General features: G+C 51.8%; 28 protein-coding genes. 17 read left to right on the forward strand and 11 right to left on the reverse strand.

Annotated elements, in window-relative coordinates:
- Positions 1–71 precede the first annotated feature (71 nt).
- Positions 72–278 carry a DUF2767 family protein gene (locus OC597_RS17640; protein WP_017893457.1) on the forward strand — a complete coding sequence of 69 codons (207 nt, stop codon included), beginning with the start codon at positions 72–74 and terminating at the stop codon, positions 276–278.
- Positions 279–869: 591 nt separating this feature from the next.
- Here the strand turns inward: OC597_RS17640 and OC597_RS17645 are convergent.
- The 10 genes from OC597_RS17645 to OC597_RS17690 all read right to left on the reverse strand — a co-directional run bounded on the left by OC597_RS17645 (position 870) and on the right by OC597_RS17690 (position 6,088).
- A complete protein-coding gene (locus OC597_RS17645; RefSeq protein WP_262209780.1) occupies positions 870–2,048 on the reverse strand; it encodes a phage integrase Arm DNA-binding domain-containing protein in 1,179 nt (392 codons plus the stop codon).
- Positions 2,048–2,266 (reverse strand): hypothetical protein, encoded by a 219-nt coding sequence (locus OC597_RS17650; protein WP_013813848.1) that lies wholly within the window; start codon positions 2,264–2,266, stop codon positions 2,048–2,050. The genes OC597_RS17645 and OC597_RS17650 overlap by 1 nt, the downstream gene beginning before the upstream one ends.
- Positions 2,267–2,313: 47 nt before the next feature.
- Positions 2,314–2,955: a hypothetical protein gene (locus tag OC597_RS17655; protein ID WP_262209782.1), complete on the reverse strand. Its 642-nt coding sequence runs from the start codon at positions 2,953–2,955 to the stop codon at positions 2,314–2,316.
- Positions 2,955–3,269: a hypothetical protein gene (locus OC597_RS17660; protein WP_262209783.1), complete on the reverse strand. Its 315-nt coding sequence runs from the start codon at positions 3,267–3,269 to the stop codon at positions 2,955–2,957. The genes OC597_RS17655 and OC597_RS17660 overlap by 1 nt, the downstream gene beginning before the upstream one ends.
- Before the next feature lie 18 nt (positions 3,270–3,287).
- On the reverse strand, positions 3,288–3,548 hold the full coding sequence (locus OC597_RS17665) for a hypothetical protein (protein ID WP_060559504.1): 261 nt from the start codon (positions 3,546–3,548) through the stop codon (positions 3,288–3,290).
- Positions 3,541–4,044, reverse strand: a complete 504-nt coding sequence (locus tag OC597_RS17670) for a class I SAM-dependent methyltransferase (protein WP_262209785.1) — start codon at positions 4,042–4,044, stop codon at positions 3,541–3,543. The genes OC597_RS17665 and OC597_RS17670 overlap by 8 nt, the downstream gene beginning before the upstream one ends.
- Entirely contained in the window at positions 4,041–4,223 is a 183-nt protein-coding gene (locus OC597_RS17675; RefSeq protein ID WP_166729283.1) for a DUF1482 family protein, read from the reverse strand. Before OC597_RS17675 ends, OC597_RS17670 begins: the two co-directional genes overlap by 4 nt.
- Positions 4,223–4,756: an HD family hydrolase gene (locus tag OC597_RS17680; protein ID WP_261158613.1), complete on the reverse strand. Its 534-nt coding sequence runs from the start codon at positions 4,754–4,756 to the stop codon at positions 4,223–4,225. The genes OC597_RS17675 and OC597_RS17680 overlap by 1 nt, the downstream gene beginning before the upstream one ends.
- Before the next feature lie 84 nt (positions 4,757–4,840).
- Entirely contained in the window at positions 4,841–5,662 is an 822-nt protein-coding gene (locus OC597_RS17685) for a YfdQ family protein (RefSeq protein WP_262209787.1), read from the reverse strand.
- A gap of 54 nt (positions 5,663–5,716) precedes the next feature.
- A complete protein-coding gene (locus tag OC597_RS17690; protein ID WP_262209789.1) occupies positions 5,717–6,088 on the reverse strand; it encodes a YfdP family phage-associated protein in 372 nt (123 codons plus the stop codon).
- 331 nt (positions 6,089–6,419) lie between these two features.
- On the opposite strand from OC597_RS17690, the gene OC597_RS17695 reads away from it, so the two are divergent.
- Positions 6,420–6,977: a hypothetical protein gene (locus tag OC597_RS17695; RefSeq protein WP_262209791.1), complete on the forward strand. Its 558-nt coding sequence runs from the start codon at positions 6,420–6,422 to the stop codon at positions 6,975–6,977.
- 375 nt (positions 6,978–7,352) lie between these two features.
- Here the strand turns inward: OC597_RS17695 and OC597_RS17700 are convergent, their stop codons facing one another.
- The gene (locus OC597_RS17700; protein ID WP_262209792.1) at positions 7,353–8,045 is read right to left on the reverse strand and encodes an XRE family transcriptional regulator; all 693 of its coding nucleotides are present in this window, start codon (positions 8,043–8,045) and stop codon (positions 7,353–7,355) included.
- A 98-nt stretch (positions 8,046–8,143) separates the two neighbouring features.
- Between OC597_RS17700 and OC597_RS17705 the strand changes: the two genes are divergently transcribed.
- From OC597_RS17705 to OC597_RS17775, 15 genes are all read left to right on the forward strand, one after another.
- Positions 8,144–8,386, forward strand: coding sequence for a helix-turn-helix domain-containing protein (locus OC597_RS17705; protein ID WP_261258147.1), 243 nt, complete (start codon positions 8,144–8,146; stop codon positions 8,384–8,386).
- A 19-nt stretch (positions 8,387–8,405) separates the two neighbouring features.
- Positions 8,406–8,879, forward strand: a complete 474-nt coding sequence (locus OC597_RS17710) for a YmfL family putative regulatory protein (protein ID WP_262209795.1) — start codon at positions 8,406–8,408, stop codon at positions 8,877–8,879.
- A gap of 65 nt (positions 8,880–8,944) precedes the next feature.
- On the forward strand, positions 8,945–9,133 hold the full coding sequence (locus OC597_RS17715) for a hypothetical protein (RefSeq protein ID WP_129939132.1): 189 nt from the start codon (positions 8,945–8,947) through the stop codon (positions 9,131–9,133).
- On the forward strand, positions 9,130–9,804 hold the full coding sequence (locus OC597_RS17720; protein ID WP_262209797.1) for a phage antirepressor KilAC domain-containing protein: 675 nt from the start codon (positions 9,130–9,132) through the stop codon (positions 9,802–9,804). Before OC597_RS17715 ends, OC597_RS17720 begins: the two co-directional genes overlap by 4 nt.
- 1 nt (position 9,805) lies before the next feature.
- Complete coding sequence (locus OC597_RS17725; RefSeq protein ID WP_261462650.1) at positions 9,806–9,985, forward strand: DUF4222 domain-containing protein; 180 nt, start codon at positions 9,806–9,808, stop codon at positions 9,983–9,985.
- Positions 9,982–11,079, forward strand: coding sequence for a hypothetical protein (locus OC597_RS17730; protein ID WP_262209799.1), 1,098 nt, complete (start codon positions 9,982–9,984; stop codon positions 11,077–11,079). Before OC597_RS17725 ends, OC597_RS17730 begins: the two co-directional genes overlap by 4 nt.
- Positions 11,076–11,318, forward strand: coding sequence for a hypothetical protein (locus OC597_RS17735; protein WP_262209800.1), 243 nt, complete (start codon positions 11,076–11,078; stop codon positions 11,316–11,318). The genes OC597_RS17730 and OC597_RS17735 overlap by 4 nt, the downstream gene beginning before the upstream one ends.
- Positions 11,315–12,184, forward strand: a complete 870-nt coding sequence (locus OC597_RS17740; protein WP_262209802.1) for a phage N-6-adenine-methyltransferase — start codon at positions 11,315–11,317, stop codon at positions 12,182–12,184. The genes OC597_RS17735 and OC597_RS17740 overlap by 4 nt, the downstream gene beginning before the upstream one ends.
- Entirely contained in the window at positions 12,181–14,169 is a 1,989-nt protein-coding gene (locus OC597_RS17745; RefSeq protein WP_262209805.1) for a DNA cytosine methyltransferase, read from the forward strand. The genes OC597_RS17740 and OC597_RS17745 overlap by 4 nt, the downstream gene beginning before the upstream one ends.
- Positions 14,166–15,203 carry a DUF968 domain-containing protein gene (locus OC597_RS17750; protein ID WP_262209806.1) on the forward strand — a complete coding sequence of 346 codons (1,038 nt, stop codon included), beginning with the start codon at positions 14,166–14,168 and terminating at the stop codon, positions 15,201–15,203. The genes OC597_RS17745 and OC597_RS17750 overlap by 4 nt, the downstream gene beginning before the upstream one ends.
- Positions 15,200–16,021, forward strand: coding sequence for an antitermination protein Q (locus OC597_RS17755; RefSeq protein WP_262209808.1), 822 nt, complete (start codon positions 15,200–15,202; stop codon positions 16,019–16,021). The genes OC597_RS17750 and OC597_RS17755 overlap by 4 nt, the downstream gene beginning before the upstream one ends.
- Before the next feature lie 329 nt (positions 16,022–16,350).
- Positions 16,351–16,725, forward strand: a complete 375-nt coding sequence (locus tag OC597_RS17760) for a putative holin (RefSeq protein ID WP_013813826.1) — start codon at positions 16,351–16,353, stop codon at positions 16,723–16,725.
- Positions 16,715–16,993 carry a phage holin family protein gene (locus OC597_RS17765; protein WP_262209810.1) on the forward strand — a complete coding sequence of 93 codons (279 nt, stop codon included), beginning with the start codon at positions 16,715–16,717 and terminating at the stop codon, positions 16,991–16,993. The genes OC597_RS17760 and OC597_RS17765 overlap by 11 nt, the downstream gene beginning before the upstream one ends.
- A 6-nt stretch (positions 16,994–16,999) precedes the next feature.
- Positions 17,000–17,386, forward strand: a complete 387-nt coding sequence (locus tag OC597_RS17770) for a M15 family metallopeptidase (RefSeq protein ID WP_262209812.1) — start codon at positions 17,000–17,002, stop codon at positions 17,384–17,386.
- The coding region (locus OC597_RS17775; protein WP_262209813.1) for a DUF2570 family protein at positions 17,383–17,650 on the forward strand (268 nt) is incomplete at its 3' end. The genes OC597_RS17770 and OC597_RS17775, both read left to right, overlap by 4 nt.

The following is a 17,650-nucleotide window of genomic DNA, read 5'->3' on the forward strand; positions in this document are numbered from 1 at the left end:
TCGACCGGGTCTTAACAGGGCATTGTCAGGCGCAAGATGTTAATCTGCATAAATTGCAACCGGAGGTAGTTATGGGCAGCGGCTTCGAAGATTCAAAAGCCTTGTATATCGGCATATGTACGGTGATAGGCGATGCGGTTTTAGTGTTAATTAATGAAGAGCGTGCCACGGAAAAGGCTGACATCATTGATGTGTTAAAAACGGCGATCACCCGGGAAGGCAGAGATGTCAGTCTGGATGAGGCGCGCATATTGGCCGTCGAATGGCTGGAGCGGTAAGCGCTAAAAGCCGTTGTTATTTGGCCTGGTACTCTGGGCGTTGGGTATAGAAAAACCTGCAGAAAAGCAGGTTTTTCTAATTTTGTCGGCATGAGCTGATCCTGCAAACCTTTCGCAAGTCTAAATGTGCAGGGGAGCAGAGGTTTTCACGAAAACTGACAGTTTGTTGAAAGACAGTTAGCCATGAATGAGATATAACCGAATAGCGAAAAAATAAGGAGTGTTAAATGCGAAGGGTATTATTTCTTTTGGTTATTTTGACCCTGTCTGGGTGCTCGGGCTCTTTGGGCTCCATATTGGGTGTTATTCCGCAAAGTTCCGATGTGTGCCCTCAGGGGAAAAACTCGATCACGGGTGAATGCCGGGTTTAAGGCATAAAAAAACCAACCGCAACGGGTTGGTTTTAATGGGAATGTTTGGTCGGCATGAGAGGATTCGAACCTCCGACCCCCGACACCCCATGACACCGACACTAAACCGCTGAAAGCCCCGCCACGACTGGCCCTCCTCTGTTTTGACTGTTCATACAAACAGTGCATTTCTCGCCAAAATCGGTCTATATACATCAATGGGTTAGGGGCGCTTTTACCATCACCCTGTTTTGATCTCACCGTGGGGAACGACCACCCAATCGATATGGTTCTGGGTATAAATCTTCGTGGATTTTGCATCGCTGTGAGCCATGCGCCCCTGCGGATCTATCCCTTGATTATCGAACAAGTGTGCGGCTAATGCCCGGATCTCGTGGAACGTTGGGCGCTCTTCCACTTCTAAATGATCGGATAAACCAAGCCGATCCCGCAGCTTCGAAAATGAACGGCTAAGATAGTCCGGCGCTACCTGGGTAGGGTGCGCGACTTCTTTGCTGCGTTTTACGTTACGTTCTGGTATGCGGTGGACTATGTACGGGCTGGCCACATTGTCTCGACTGTCGTCAATAATTCGCTTCAACTCATCCCCGATCGGAATTGCTACATGCGAGGCCTCTTTTTTCTGCACTTTCTGGCGGTGGATATAGAGGGTGCCGTGAATGCCATTTAACGGTTGGTCCAACCATACGCAACCGCAAACGCCGTTCTTAGGTTCCCGGATTGAATACCGGATCCGTGAAACCTCAAGCCGGGCATGGGTTGTCTGTAATGCTAAATCCATGGCTGTTCTTAACCATGGGGCTGCAGCTCTGCGAATGGCCATAAAATTGTCGAATGACAAACGCTGTCTTTTCTTCTCTTCTATTCTGCGCATTTTCTTACGGGTGGCTGGATTGTCCAGCATCAGCGATTCATCGACTGCATAGCTGAAAAGCTTCTTCAGAAAACTGACTTTACGGTTTTGCACGTTTGCAGATGAATCAGCGTGGTATTCCTTTATATACGAGTTGACGTGTTCCAGTTCGATATCGCATGCCGGGATCTTGTCGAAAAACTCCTTCACACGAGTCGCATCGTTATTCCAGTCATCACGTGTGCTCTCGGACGGTTGCTCATCTTCTATCGCGCGCGCCATAATGCGGTCGACGTGTTCAGCGAAAGGCAGAGCCTCACCTTGAATTCCGCCAGATTCCCGGATCAGCGAGTCGATAGATACAGACGTTTCAGGGCGCATCCTGTTGTTATATTCACGTGCGATAGCAATCGCCATAGCCCGATCACTACCGAGTGATTTGCGCTTCCCGGTTACAAGAGTGAAGCGATAAACGCCCGTCGCCTTATCAAAATAGAGTAAATCCGGAAGATGCCGATTTTCCCGTCGGCGCGGGCGGGCAGCCATTACGACTCCCTGATCAGTTGATTAACAGCGTGGGAAACTTCGGATTGAACTCCCCAACGCTCAGATGAATAAACCCATGACATACCGTCTATTACCCTTCCTCGAAGTTGTCCGTGCTCAATCCAACGTTTAACAGTACGTTTATCAGGGATTGAACCCTCTTCAAATTCACGCTTTAGCCATTTGCTGGCGCGCATCAATTTGTCTTCATTTGCCATGGTTTTATCTCCACACGATAGAGTCCCGCTGCAACGGGCCGTTAAAACTATTTTCGGTTGCTGGTGGTCAGATCACCACATACTTGCGCAACAAACTTGTCGATAGAATCTGGTTCAATTTCATCTGGAGCAGTTGCTGGTGCTGCTGGCGCTGGCGGGGCGGTGTAGGCTTCTTGCAGGCGCTCCAGCTTGACGTATTCCTGCACGCAAGTTCCGGTGTAACCAGTGAGCCATAGCATGGCTTTTTCTGGATCGGTGTTGTAGGCGCAGATCTCGCCATTTTCCCAGCCTAACGCGAACAGGTCAGCCACCGGTTTGAATTGCGCGCCTGCCACCGGCGTAGCCAGCCGCGTTTCTGCCTTCTCGATGCGCACTCCTGCCATTTGCAGGGCCTGAACTGATTTATCCAGCAGTACCTCCAGCGTCGAGATGCGCTTATCCTTCACTTCCAGCTCTGCCAGTAGGGCGCGGATTTTTACTGGCGACACGGCCTCCAGGTAGTCGCATAACCACGATGTATGACGGCTATCATCAGCAGCGCGAACAACCTCATCGTCTGCGTTTGTGATGGCATGATAGTTTTTTCCGTTTTCACCGCCGACAAGCGCGCTATCCCATTCGCCGCCGTATGGTGTTTTCTCCAGCCATTCCAGGGCTTCTTTCAGTTCGCTCAGCTTCTCAGTGCTCATCAGTCGTCACCCTCATCAGCCATAACCAACTGCGTATCGTCCGGCACGTCTATGTTCAACTGGACGCTGTAACCGCGCTCATGCATGGTGAATGACACCGGCCATGCTGGTACTGGTTTTCCTTCCTCTACCTGCCCCAGGCCAATTGCCCAGCAGCCCTCATCGGTATAGGTGGCGACCACCAATACTTCACCTTCAGCCGATTTCAGGTGATAAATTCCCAATTCGTTGAAGCAACCAATCTCTTCGCGGATCGCGCCTTCAACCTCAAACAGGTCATCGCTGGCACCATAAAACTTCAGTGTTTTGCTCATGCTGTTTCCTTCTGGGTTTTAGCCCGATTGTTTTGGCTGATAGAACGCATCCATCAGGAAGCGTTTGCCGAGTTTGGTTAATTTCCCGTGAAGCTTCTTCGTGAAGCCGATTTCCACCATGATGGTAGAGAGGGTGTGGCCAGACCATGAGTCACACGCAGCCTTAAGGCACCCTTGCTCTAACATTTTCCGTTTGTTAACCGGGCCAAAGTTGGTGCCGTCGAACGCTTGCTCGATATACTCATCCGTGATGTGGTCGCAGTTAACCGGCTTAGCCATTGACGCCTCCCTTAACGAAGATGATCCAATGCGTTTTATCGTTCTTGCCTGTGCGCTGCCAGATAGCCGGTTTCTCGTCGGTTAGGGCGATGATCTGGCTAACCGGTATCTGGGTTTCGTTCCACTTGAATATCAGCACGCCGTGTGGCCGCAATACACGAAAGGCTTCCCTGAACCCAACGCACAGATCATCGCGCCAGGTATCACGGTCGAGCTTCCCGTATTTCTTACCCTGCCAGCCGTTTGGCCCTACGCGCTCCAGGTGTGGCGGATCGAACACGACAACCGGAAAGCAGCCGTCTGCAAACGGCAGCGCGCGGAAGTCAGCGATCAAATCAGGGGAAATCACCAACTGTCGACCGTCGCACAGGGTATGGTTTTCGCAGCGCTTATCGCTGAATACAGCCCGATCGTCCTGTTTATCGAACCAGAACATGCGAGGGCCACAGCACATGTCGAGAATGCTTTTGCCATCGAGGCTAAGTTCATTACTCATTTGTCCCCCTGGCGCCGTGCCGGAATAACTCCGTCAACCGGTAGGCATTCATACTGCGGTGGTAACTGCTGCTGGTGGATATCTGCCAGGCAGTTGCTTTGATCTGGATACACCCAGCCTTGCGGCACGAACTCGCACGGCTGGTACGTGTAGCAGACGAGCAGGAACAGGCCGAACATCACGCAGTCCTCTCGGCGGTCAGCTGGTGGAATCGCAGCATGAACATTGTGCGGGCCTGAATTGGGTTAACGGGGGATACCAGGATATCTTCCGATGGCTGGATACCGTCGAGCATTGGCCATGGGGTGCCGTCGTCCAGTTCCAGATCCCGGCGTTCGGTGGCCAACAAAATGAGGTCAGCGAGTTTGACGATAGGGCTAATGGTTGCAGGCAGATCGAATTTTTGGCGGATCACAAAATCGATACTATTTTCGATGCCGCGATAATCTGGGATAAGTGCTTTCAGTGGTGACGGAATATCTTTGCAATAGGCCTCATGAGCATCATGTAATAATGCCTCTAATGCATATTCTTCCGGTACGATTTGACTCACTAAAACGCAATGTTGGGCGACGCTATAAAATTCAGGCAAGTGCCCAGCAAATCGGCATTCATGGGATAAGGCTTGCGCTGTATCCTCAATGCAAATACTTTCTTTGGTAGGGTTTTTATAATCAAAACGCTTTCCGGTGAATGTTTTAATCCACGACATAAATATTTCTCCACACAGTTTTAGGCAACACTTCACCAAATACCCCATTACTGGGGTATTTGAGGCTGCATTACAGGGGGGTAATTAAGCTTTAAATTTACCAATGAAGGATTCGACTTCAACGCCATCGAATTTATTGATCAGCAGGTCACGGAATTCAGCGGCAATTTCTTCCTCCGCTGTTTCCAGCTGAACAATTCGTAGCACCAAGATCGGCTTGTCGCTGGTGATAATGCTGTAGCGCAATTTGAAGGGGCGTTCGCCCAGGCCTTCATAAGGTACGCATTTGAATTCGAAGGCCGCCGGCATAACGTCTTTGCTCTTGGCTTCAACGCTTTCCATCAGCGAGCGTTTGCCACTGAAATCGTTCTCTTCATGATCGGAGGTTGAGATTGACTCAATGGTGATGCGGCGAACAGCGCCAACAGCCTGCTTGATATCCAGCACAGTGCCGTCAGCATCAAAGGCCAGCAGGAAATCACGGTTATCTTCCAGCCATTCAGCCAGTTCTTTCTGGCCCTGTTTGCGGCCGTTGATATCCAGCAGGCCAGTGAATGGCGCTGTTTTCTTCAGGGTAATGGCCGCTTTGTTGTCGGCATGGCCTGGGTTATCCAGGGTACCCAGATTGAAGATGGTTTCGGCCTGCATGCGATCCGCATCGATGAAGCAGCGAACGCCAGAACCAGCGTAGTCCGAAGAGTATTTTACGAAGTCTTCAATGCTGGTAGTGGTCATGTTTCCACGGAAGCGGAAGCGGTTTGCGTTGAACCCCTCCAGGTTGTGGAGATCAACATCATTCGGTAATACCGCGACAGGACAATCGGTCAGTTCCAAATTCTTGAGTAATGATGCCGCAAGGGTAAGGTTTTTAATTTGTTCGATGGCAGAACCGTCTAATTGAGACATAAATATAATCCTATCTATTAATAAAATGACTGTGTTAATGAAAGTGTCGCGGTATTACTGAGCGACGCGTAATTTACCGTCTGTCTTTCCGTCGACAGTAAATAACTGGCCTTGGTCTTCTTGCAGGATTGTTAATTTGCCACCTTTGCCAACGTACATTGGTGTTTCGGTGGTGTCTTCCTCTGAAACTTTCCCGCGAGGGGTAGGGGTAACAAACTTAAGTTGATGCTTAATACCAACGCGTTTTTCTTCAACCGAATTACTTAAGCGGTCGAGGTCAAGGGTAATAACAATTTTTCCCTTACCACCGTTATTGAGAACACCCAGAGCTGTAGCGTTTAAAGCTGCTGAGATTTTATTTTGAAACACACCGGCATCCAGTTCGCCCAGAAAGTCCGGTACGTTGGTCTTGCGGTCTTCACTCATTGAATACTCCTCACACGAAGCGGCGAACGCCGCGGTTTTCTCCACACACCTGGTAGCGCACCGGTACAGGGTTTTTATACTGTGCAATATGAAAAATTGAACTGCCCAGTGCGCTACCTGATGTGTAAAAAAAAGGGCGGCCAGCCTACGAACATTATCTTCACCTCCGAGGGGTAGAAGCTCGGCGTGGCCGCCAAAGACTACACACAGCACTTACTTGGTTGTGGTGGCCGGCGGACAACGCCCCGAAGTCCACCAGCCAGATCCACAACGGCATGCTCACTCATGAGTTAGGATCCTCCACCGCTCCCAGAACTGAGGGAAAGGGCGAGTGAGCATGCCGTTGTGTGCCGGGATTTTTAACCATGCCCGGCGCATGGCTATGTGGTATGATTTTTATGCGAATAACAATCAACCACAAATAGGTAATTATATGAATTTAAAAAATATTCATTCTCAGATTAAGAGTCAATTACGTGCAAAATATGAAACTAAAGGCACAGACTCCGCTAACTTTGTATCTTGCCGCGCACTAATCATTACTCGGCTTTACCAGCTAGTTCAGGACTACAGGTCCAACAACATGGAAATGCTCACAATTAATGATGAGGAAGCCATTATTCACTTGGTTTATCAGGAGTCAGGAACGACGATTTCTTCTCTTGATCAGATTCTTCCTTCACTAGTGGTGAAAATACTTGCTGAAGGGATTGATCGTGTTGATTTTTCGTCCCAGCCTGAATTTTCCGAAGTTGAGCAAGCAATGTCGCGTTGGCTGCAAGAAAACTGGCTAGACTTACTTCATAATTCGTCAGCAAGAGAGACTCTTCCTCCGCTAAGCTGGAGTGATTTCCCACCCGAACTATTTCGTTTTCGGAAAGGAATCTGATCCGCTTGGTCACGGTTTCTAGGATCATGTTTAAATCCAAGCCCAAGCCATAAATTGCACCTTCAATTATTGATGCTGTGGTTGTAGATCCCAACTCACGCAACCACGCTCTAAGTTCCCCCTCTGACATATCGCCAACATAGATGTATGGTTTCGCGTTTTTCGTTACGTATCCCATCATGGAACCCCTTACTGAGTATCTGGCTGTGCGCCTTTGATGGGGTAAATTTATGCGTTAAGTGCAAATGTGTCAATTATAAATTATGCATAACTCGCAAATTAATCATATGCCAATGAAGCATAAGGAATTTTAGATATAAAAAAACCCAGGGTTAACTGGGCTTTTCTTTGTTGGGGAGATGACCGATCTAAAAGTTAGGCGTGACGCCTGATTTGTTGGGGTTGGCTACCGATAACTTTGCCTTCAATATGGAGCATGCTGATTTCTTCGGGGGAGATAGACCAGGCTTCGTATGCTTTGTTATCAGAAATAACTCTTAGCTCAAACTTGACTTTTTGAAGACGCTTAACGAAAAAATCACCATTGAAATCAAAAACATAAATTCCATCACCATCAAAATTAGTTATTCTGTTATCAACAAAAATAAGATCGTTAGGGTAGATCGTTCCCTCCATAGAATCGCCCCTGACATTAATCAGCGTAACTGAGCCTTCAGGCCGCCCACCAAAGATGGCTTTAGCGTAATCAACGTCGTATTCAATCGAGTTAATGATCTCTACGACATCTCCAGTATAGGAGCCTGCACCAGCACTTGCAGAAATATCAAGCATATCAACTCTATACACATCCTTTTCCTTGATATGAGTCGGAATATAACCACTGTTGTTATATACAGTATCTTCCATGTTCTCAGTTTTGAAAAGGTCTGCAATAGAAACGCGTAATGCTTGGGCCACTCTCCCCAATGCGGCTTCAGTAAATGACTTCTGTTTTCCGGTTTCTAGACGAGAGACGTTGCCAGCATCGCTATCAATAGCCTCTGCCAGTTCCGTGATTGTCATGCCGCGTTGCTGCCTTAGCTCGCGTATACGATTTCCTATGTTCATACAGCCATTACAAAGTCATTTTGCGTTTAATGCAAAGCAACTTGCGCAAATCTCTTGCTGCAATTAATATGCTCAAAACGCAAATAAATGAGGGTATCATGAAAACTCCGCTTAGAATGTTGCGTCTTGAACAAAAGAAGACAATTCAAGATGTTGCTAAAGCTACGAATATCGATGTTGGAAATCTCAGTCGGATCGAAAGGGGTATGCAAGTCACATCCCTAGAGATAGCTGAAAAGCTATCCAAGTACTTCGGCGGTGAAATTAGTGAAATGCAGATTCTCTTTCCCCAGCGTTTCCTTGCTTCTGATGATGCTATCGGATCTGAACGAAACAGTTAACTACCAAAGGAAAAACAACATGGTAGAGCCAAATTTGAAAGATGCAGTGAAGGGCATGTGTAAGGCGGTAGCTGGTGGCCGATCGGCGATGGCCGGCGCACTGGGTATGTCTGAGACGGCTTTTAACAACAACCTGTACGAGAAGAACGGTTGCCGTTTCTTCGAGATCGGGGAGTTGGAAGCAATGGAAGATATTTCCGGCACCAACCTGCTGACCGAATATTTCGCCCGGCGCCGCGGTTTGCTGGTGGTTGAGATCCCGGCCCTGGAAGAACTGGACCAGGTGGAGTTGTTCAGCAAAAGCATCCGCACCGCCGCGCACCGTGGCCATGTGGATCAGATCATTCAGGAGTCTCTCGCAGATGGAGTCATTGATGAAAAAGAAGCTGCCGACATTATGCGCTTTCACCGCAAGCACCTGCAGGCGCGTGATGCAGAGGTTAGGGCTGTACTGGCGCTGTTTGGCAAAAAAGCCAAATGTCAGAAAGGTTGACGCCCAGAGGTTGCAGCCGCTGGGCGTCGAGGTGCGAGTAAATCAGTGTGTGGAGAAATAATCGCATGAGCAATTTAACCAGAAATTCAATGGTGCCGCAAATCCGCTGCCGTGCAATGACTGGCGGTAAATCTGCGTCGCCGTTCCGGTATGAAGTAAATGTAATGGGTCGATGGATTGCCAGCAACTACCAGTTTGCGCGCTGGGTGGTAGATGGCGGCAAGTGGCTGGCGCGTGAGCGGGAGGATGTATGAATACCATGATCACTTCGGCAAATCGAACCATGAGCAGCCGAGAAATCGCTCAGTTGGTTGAGTCTCGCCATTCTGACGTCTGCACCACCATTGACCGTTTGGTGAAACGTGGCGCGATATCGGGGTATGCGGCAATGCCGTACACCCACCCCCAGAACGGTCGACAGTACAGCGAGTACCAGGTGAACAAGCGTGACAGCTACGTTGTGGTTGCCCAGTTATCACCTGAGTTTACAGCCCGTTTGGTCGACCGGTGGCAAGAGCTGGAAAACCAGACCTCTGTCCCACAATCACTTCCTGAGGCATTACGCCTGGCTGCCGACATGGCCGAGCAGAAAGCAGCCCTGGAGCAGAAAGTGCAGGCTGACGCCCCGAAAGTGGCCTTTGTCGATCACTACGTTGACGCCAGCGGTGCCAAGAGCCTGCGAGAGACAGCCAAAATTCTGAACATGCCAGAGAAGGCGATGATTGAGGCACTGATCCGCGATCGGGTGTTGTTCCGCCAGTCCAATAACCTCCTTCCGCATTCGCAACGTCAGCGAGAGGGGCTGCTTACTGTGAAAACGGGCACCTCTGACCATTCAGGCCATGCCTATACGCAAACACGTGTGACGCCGCGCGGCATCCAGTGGATCGCTGAGCGTTACGCCTCTGAGCTGATGGTGGGCTGATATGGCGAACTTACTTATTCAGGCTGGCTGCCATTACCGCGATCGCAATCACTCAGTGGTGCTGGTGCACAGCACAGATCCGGAGCGCGAGACCGTCACCTACAGCCCGGTAGGGCAAGAATGGGCGATCACCACGGCGATGATTATTTTCCGGTCACGATTTATCAGGTTTGACGTATGAGCAGAATATTTGAAGTTGTTCAGGCCATGTCTGGGCAGAAGAACTGCATTGTGATCCCAGGCCCATACTTGGACTTCTTTGCCAGTGATCAGCAGTCCTTTGCTTTGGCCGCCGTGCTGAATCAGCTGGTGTTCTGGACAGGGAAGTCATCACAGGACGATGGCTGGTTTTACAAAACGCATGAAGAGCTTGCGGGTGAACTGCGTGGGGTCAGTGAGGACCAGGTACAGCGCGTTGTTAGCAAACTCCGCAAGAAGTATTTGCCGGGTGTTATTGAAGTATCTACCCGTAAGGTAAATGGCACCCCGAAGAACCATTACCGTATCGACGGCGACAAGCTAATTGCTCTGATATTCCCGCCAGCAGTGGAATCCGCAGAATCACGGAATGGAAAACGTGAAGTTACGGAATCCATTACGCAGAATCACGGAATGGAAAACGCAGAAGTGCAGGAACAAAGCCGCGATTCTGCGGAATCCTATCTCTATACAGATCATTACTCAGATCAGAACAAACAGATCATAAAACCTGTTGGTCAACTGGCTGAGCCAGCCGACCCGCAAGCGGATGATTCTTTGAAAATCGATTATCAGGATGTGTTGAAAACCTTCCACGACACGCTGCCTGAATTGCCACAGGTTATCAAAGTGACCGAAGCCCGCCGCAAAGTGCTGCGCAAGCTGTGGAAAGAGTACGACCTGAACATCGAGAAGTGGGGCGCTTACCTTCGCTACATCGCCAAGAAGTGCCGCTGGATGCTCGAAGACCGCCCGGATACAACCAGCGGTAAGACCTGGCGCAAGAAAGATTTCGACTACCTGATCACCGAGAAATGTTACCTGTCGGTCAAGGAAGAACGGGCCAACGACCTGCCGAAAGTCGAGAGACTGGACACCGCCGCCCGGGATGATGCTTACCTGCGGATCGTGACTCAGCGCCGCAAGCCGCGCAATGAGGTAGAGACTATTGCCCAGCGTCTGGCTGGCTCCCTGGGCCGTATGACTGACTACGACGCCCGCAAGGCATGGGTAGGTATTTGGGCGAATGCAGTGGCTCAGGCCAGCGAGAATGACTTAGGGAGGTTGGCAGGATGAAACCAGCAACACATCAAATTTTAGGCGTCACCGTATTCCCGCTGGTGGCCATGCTGCAACAGGTTCGCCGCTGGTGGTCATTGCGGTATTTACGCGGGCATTGGGCTGATGATCAGGATCTACGCCGTATCGCCCGGGAACGTAACTGGGGGCGCGTACTGACCCAATTCAACATCGAGGCGCGTTATCGCTTCATCAAGCTACTGGCCATCGCTGAACAGCAAAGGGGGATCCTGTGAGCAATTATTGTGAAAGCCTCGCCACTTTACGTGAGCAACCGGCCCACCAGCTGAAAGAGGTTGGCGATCAGTGGTGTACTCCCGACGACCTGTTTTGGGGGATTAATGCGATGTTCGGCCCACTGGTGCTGGATCTGTTCACCGACGGTGATAACAGTAAGTGTCCGGCATTCTACACGGCGGAAGATAATGCCCTCACTCAGGACTGGTCAGCACGGCTGGTGGAACTGCACGGTGCCGCTTTTGGCAATCCGCCATATTCCCGCGCCCAGCAGCATGAGGGGCAATACATCACCGGTATGCTGCACATCATGGCGCATACGATGGCTATGCGTGAGCTGGGCGGCCGGTACGTTTTCCTGATTAAGGCCGCAACATCGGAAACTTGGTGGCCTGAGCAGGCAGATCATGTTGCTTTCATCCGTGGGCGTGTTGGATTCGATGTACCGAAGTGGTTTGTTCCGGCAGATGAAAAGCAAGTGCCCACCGGCGCATTCTTTGCTGGCGCGGTCGTTGTATTCGATAAAACGTGGAATGGCCCGGCCACCAGCTATGTGAGCCGCACCCAGTTGGAGAATATGGGTGAAGCCTTTATGGCGCAGATCCGCCGCGAGGCCGAACGCCTGGCACCACAAATCCAACCCCAACATATTCCAGAAAATATTCTGCCGGAAACCGCCAATACCGTGTGGCCACAGGAAGTAAATTTCCTGTTTGACCAAGTGACCACAGCCAGCAGCCTGCCGGCGCACCTGCAGAACAAACTGCGCAACCACATCAACCGCCTGAAGTTGGAGGGCGCTCCGGAGGCCGCCATTATCCAGGCCGCAACCACTTTAACCGCCGCAATGGGAGCCACAGCATGAACCGTGAACTGATAGTAGATAATTTTGCTGGTGGCGGCGGGGCGAGCACCGGCATTGAGATGGCCACTGGGCGCAGCGTTGACATTGCGATCAACCACGATGAAAACGCCATTGCGATGCACGAAACCAACCACCCCGAGACGTTGCACTACTGCGAATCGGTCTTTGATATCGATCCGGTAGCGGCGACCGCCGGGCAACCCGTCGGCCTGGCATGGTTTAGTCCAGACTGCCGTCATTTCTCAAAAGCGAAGGGCAGCAAACCGGTTAAGAAGGAGATTCGCGGACTGGCCTGGATTGTGATCCGTTGGGCACTGGCGAAGCGCCCGCGCGTGATGATGCTGGAGAACGTCGAAGAGTTTAAAACGTGGGGACCACTGCTGACCGCCGAAGACGGAACAGAGCATCCAGATTCGACGCGGGCTGGTGAAACCTTTGCTGCCTTCATTGGCATGCTAACAACCGGCGTTGCTGCAGATCATCCGGCGATTGCTGAGTGCTGCGAGGTGTTAAACATCGATGCGGCCAGCGACGATGTGCGCCGACTGGTTTCCGGCCTGGGCTACGTTGTCGATCATAAGGAATTACGCGCCTGTGATTTCGGCGCGCCGACTATTCGCCGCCGGTTCTTCATGGTCATGCGCTGCGACGGGAGGCCGGTCGAGTGGCCAGTTGCGAGCCACGGGGATCCTAAATCACTTGATGTGCAGAGCGGTAAGCTCGCTCCGTGGCGCACCGCCGCGGAGTGTATCGACTGGTCAATTCCGTGTCCGAGCATTTTTGAGCGCAAACGCCCGCTGGCCGAAAACACCCTGCGTCGTATTGCCCGTGGCATCCAGCGATTTGTGATCGACAGCCCGAACCCGTTTATCGTCAAGTGTAACCACACTAGCAGCAAGACGAAGTATGACTGTTTCCGTGGACAGTCGCTGGAAGAGCCGTTGCAGACGATCACCAAAACTCACGGCTACGCGCTGGTGACGCCGCACGTTACTAAATTCAGAACCGGCGCCACCGGCCAAGAATGCGATGAGCCGCTTTCAACCATCACAGCAGGCAGTTCGGAACGACCTGGTGGTAATGGGCATGCTCTGGGAATGGTTTCGGCAAAACTGGCGCCATTTATTACTGGCGCTGGTGGCTCGGAGTATCAGGCTAAGCCGCGCAGCGCGGATCAGCCGATGCACACAATCCTGAAACAATCTCGAGCCGCATTGGTGACGCCGATCATCGCACGTATCGGACAGACCGGCTTCGGCGGAGATCGTCTGGCGTATGAAGCAGGCAAGCCTCTGACAACTGTTACCACGAAAGCAGAGCATCTGCTGGTGGCCCCAATCATTGCCCGCCAGTTTGGTAATAGCGTAGGTCACCGCGCAGACGAGCCAAATGGCACGATCACTGCGGGCGGCGGTGGCAAAAGCCAACTGGTTGCAACATTCCTGGCGAAACACTTCGGCGGCAATTACACCGGCCCCGGCGCTGATCTTGCTGAACCGGCGCACACAGTGACGACTGTCGACCACCATGCGCTGGTTACGTCAAACCTGATCAAATTCCGTGGTACTTGTAAGGATGGCCAGCCGGTGACTGAGCCCATGCCAACCATTACCGCCGGCGGCCTGCATATTGGTGAGGTTAGGGCGTTCCTGCTGAAGTATTACGGCAACGAAAAGGAAGGGGTAAGCCTCACAGATCCGCTGCACACCGTCACTACGAATGACCGCTTCGGCCTTGTCACTGTAGAAGGCATCGATTACCAGATCGTTGATATCGGTATGCGTATGTTGCAGCCGCACGAACTGTACGCTGCCCAGGGATTCCCGTCCTGGTACATCATCGATCAGGACTATCGTGGCAAGAAGTACGCCAAGGATAAGCAGGTAGCGCGTTGTGGCAACGCAGTGCCGCCACCGTTTGCTGAAGCGCTGGTGCAGGCCAATTTGCCTGAGTTGTGTGTTGAACGTAAAGAGGTGGCCGCGTGAGGATGTTACTTACCTCTTACCTGCAGCGTGATCTAGGTGTGGTGCTGCTGCGCCCAGGTAGCGATCTGCTGGATTATTTCAGTGGGCGTTGCCGCCTGCTGATTGCCAGTGAACCGGAAGAGTTAAAGTCGCTGCCTTCCGGCCTGCTGCCAGCAGTAGATCAGAGCCTGGCGGCCGACCCACGATTGTCATCATTTTTCCAGAATGAACGGGTCATAGATGCAGCTGGTGGTGTTGCAGGCCTGAAAGAGTGGTTGATGCGCAGCACAGAATGTCAGTGGACCACCGGCGACGATTACCACCACCATAATATGGACATCCTGAACTATGACGGCCGCCCGGTCCGCTTGTGCTGGCATCATGAGCACCGCCTGCGGGAGCAAACGTTGCCGGAGCTGGATGCTATCGCTGCGCAGAACGTGGCGGAGTGGGTAGTTTACCGCGCTCGCTCGCATTTTAAGTTTGGTGAAGACCACCAACTGAGTCTGCCGGAATTGTGCTGGTGGGCTGTATTGAAGCACGTGTCCGATCTGTTGCCTGATGCGGTAGCCCGCTTTTCCCTGCGCCTTCCACCAGCCACTATCCCAACGGGAACGCGCAAAGAGGCCGATATCGTGTGGGAGAAAGCCCCACAGGCGATCATTAACGAATACGTGGAGAAGGTGAAACCGGCGCTGACCGTTGATGTCGACCCCGAGCCACCAGCCGGTTTTATGCTGCTGCCCAAGCTTACCCGCTGGGAGTGCGAGAAATACACCCAGTGGGTGAAGTCACAGCCATGCTGCTGTGGCTGCAAACGCCCGGCAGACGACCCGCACCACATTATCGATCATGGGCTTGGCGGCACCGGCACCAAACCACACGACATTTTCACCATCCCCCTGACCCGTGAATGCCATGACGAGCTGCATGATGATGTGGCCGCATGGGAGGCCAAGCACGGCAGCCAGTTATTCCACCTGGTGCGCACGTTGAACAAGGCATTTGGTATTGGGGCGATCAGCACGGCAAACAAGCGCGGGGCAAAACGATGAATCTCGAATCAGCACTGAAACACTTCAGCCCTAAAAGCCTGAATATTTCCGACTCGTCCAGAGCCACGGCGAGCGAAGCATTAACGGGTACTGACATCATGGCAGCACTCGGCATGGTAGAAGCCAAGGCAGTATTTGGCATGGCACTTTGTCTCGGCAAGTATGGTGTCAGTGAAGAGGATCGCCAGCGGTCGGTTGATATGCTGACTCAATTTGCCAGCAAGAAAGCGCCAAGGGCGATAAAGCGAGCCGCCGGGGCTAAGTTTGGTCGTTGCCTGCGTATCATGGCCGCAATGGCTTACGGTGAGTTTTGTCGTTCGGCATTGTCAACTGAGTCGTGTTCGTGCTGCCAGGGTAGAGGGTTGGTGCGTAAAACCCAGATTAACCGCAACGAGCTGGCCATCGAGTGGGAAGAGAACAAATTCAGCATCAAGAATGGGTTGTGGATGATAAAAGACCAATGCCAGCCGCCAGCAAAGACAGTATGGGAAGACGTTATGATGGTGGCCTGCCCAGTATGTAAGGGTAAAGGCAATATCAGCGCACGTTGCCGCTGCCAGGGTACAGGCACCGTGCTGGATAAGAAGAATAGCGAGCTTCAAGGTGTGCCGGTAATGAAGGAGTGCCCGAAATGCAAGGGGAGAGGCTTCAAACGGGTTCAGCCGTCAGTGATCCACCATGCGGTTAAAAAGCTAATCCCTGAGCTGCCAGAGCGCACATGGCGGTATAGCTGGAAACCCTTCTATGAGTCGTTGCTGACAAAATGCTATCAGGAAGAGAGTGAGTTAGAGCGTGTTTTCAGCAAGGTCACGCGGTGATGGAAAACGTGCACTTGCAATAGTTGCCGTTTTTTCCTAATATCAGCTTTAACGATGGGGTATATACGCCCGTTACAGAAAACCTGCCGATGTGCAGGTTTTTTTATGGAAGCAGCAGAAGGGCGCATTTAGTTTTGATACGCACTATCGAACCCTTTGGTGGGGAGTTTCTAAGTGCGCCCCTCGATGTGAAGTGACAGTCGGGAAAGACCGGCACCAATTCTAACCCTGGCATCTGCCGGGGTTTTTCTATTTAAGGGCTGCGCTAATGCGTGGCCTTTTTTATGTCTTACGCCCGGCGTTCGCTGAGCGAGCAAAGGAGCAAACAAATGACTGAGCCGGTAGGTACTGGGGCAGCGACTACCGCATTAACCGGCGTGACTGTGGCGGGGCTGTTATCAGGGGTAGATTCTGGCGTGCTGATCGGGGCATTCGCCGGCGCAGTAATTTTTGTTATGTCAGCCAGTGATTTTACTTGGCTAAAAAAGCTGGCGTTGTTCGTTGCTTCTTTACTCGTGGGAATTCTGGCAGCGCCTTTTGCTGCTGACATCATCACTTGGGCAACACCTGGTGACATCAAAGCCAGTAATCCAGTCGGTGCGTTGGTGGCCTCCGCAATCGCAGTTCGGCTACTCATGTCAGCTAGTCAAAATCCAACGGGTTTTTTTGACCGGTTCCGGCGAGGGGGGAGCGATGCTAAATGAATACCTCTTAATCGTGAATGCCATTACATGTGCAGTGATAGCAGCCCGCATGATGTTGTATCGCCGGAACGGGGCAACTCACCGGTTCTTTGCTTCTTTCTGCGCTTGGCTGCTGATCGTCGCCAGTGCCTCAGTGACGATCCGCATCCTTACCGGTGATTATCACTATGCGAACTGGTCGGAAACATTAATCAACTTGGCATTCTGTGTGGCGGTAATTGCGTCTCGCGGCAATGTCATGAGACTGGCAAAACCCGCCCAAAGGTAATTCACCATGACTTATAAATTCAGCCAACGCAGCGAGAAAAATCTCGTTGGCGTCAACCCCGCGTTGGTAGCGGTTGCGCGCCGGGCACTTGAGCTATCACCCGTTGATTTCGGTATCACGGAAGGGCTTCGTAGCCGTGAGCGTCAAAGACAGATGGTTGCCGCCGGCGCCAGCCAGACGATGAACAGCCGCCATCTGACCGGGCATGCTGTAGACGTAGTGGCCTATCTTGGCAGCAATATCAGTTGGGAATGGAAATACTACGAGCAGATCGCCATAGCCTTTAAGCAGGCAGGCGCGGAGTTGGCCACGCCGATCGAGTGGGGTGGTGATTGGAAAACCCTGAAGGACGGGCCGCACTTCCAGTTACCACATCGGGATTATCCGGCATGAATAGCTGGTTGGCGATGGTAAAGAACGGTGGATTAGTGGCGCTGCTGCTTACCGCCATTTTCCTGGGTGGGTATAGCTCGCTGTTGTCACATCGGCTGGAGCTGGCACGGCAGCAGGTGACAGAACAGGAAAAAACGCTGGCGCAGCAGGCCGGACTGATCGCCACTCTGCAAACACAGGATGCTCAGAACCGTGCACTGATGGCCGCCCAGCAACAGCAAGAACAGCAGTTGCGCCAACAGGCTGACATCTATCAAAGGAAAT

Source organism: Serratia proteamaculans (assembly GCF_946227095.1).
In the GTDB taxonomy this organism is placed as follows: domain Bacteria; phylum Pseudomonadota; class Gammaproteobacteria; order Enterobacterales; family Enterobacteriaceae; genus Serratia; species Serratia proteamaculans_E.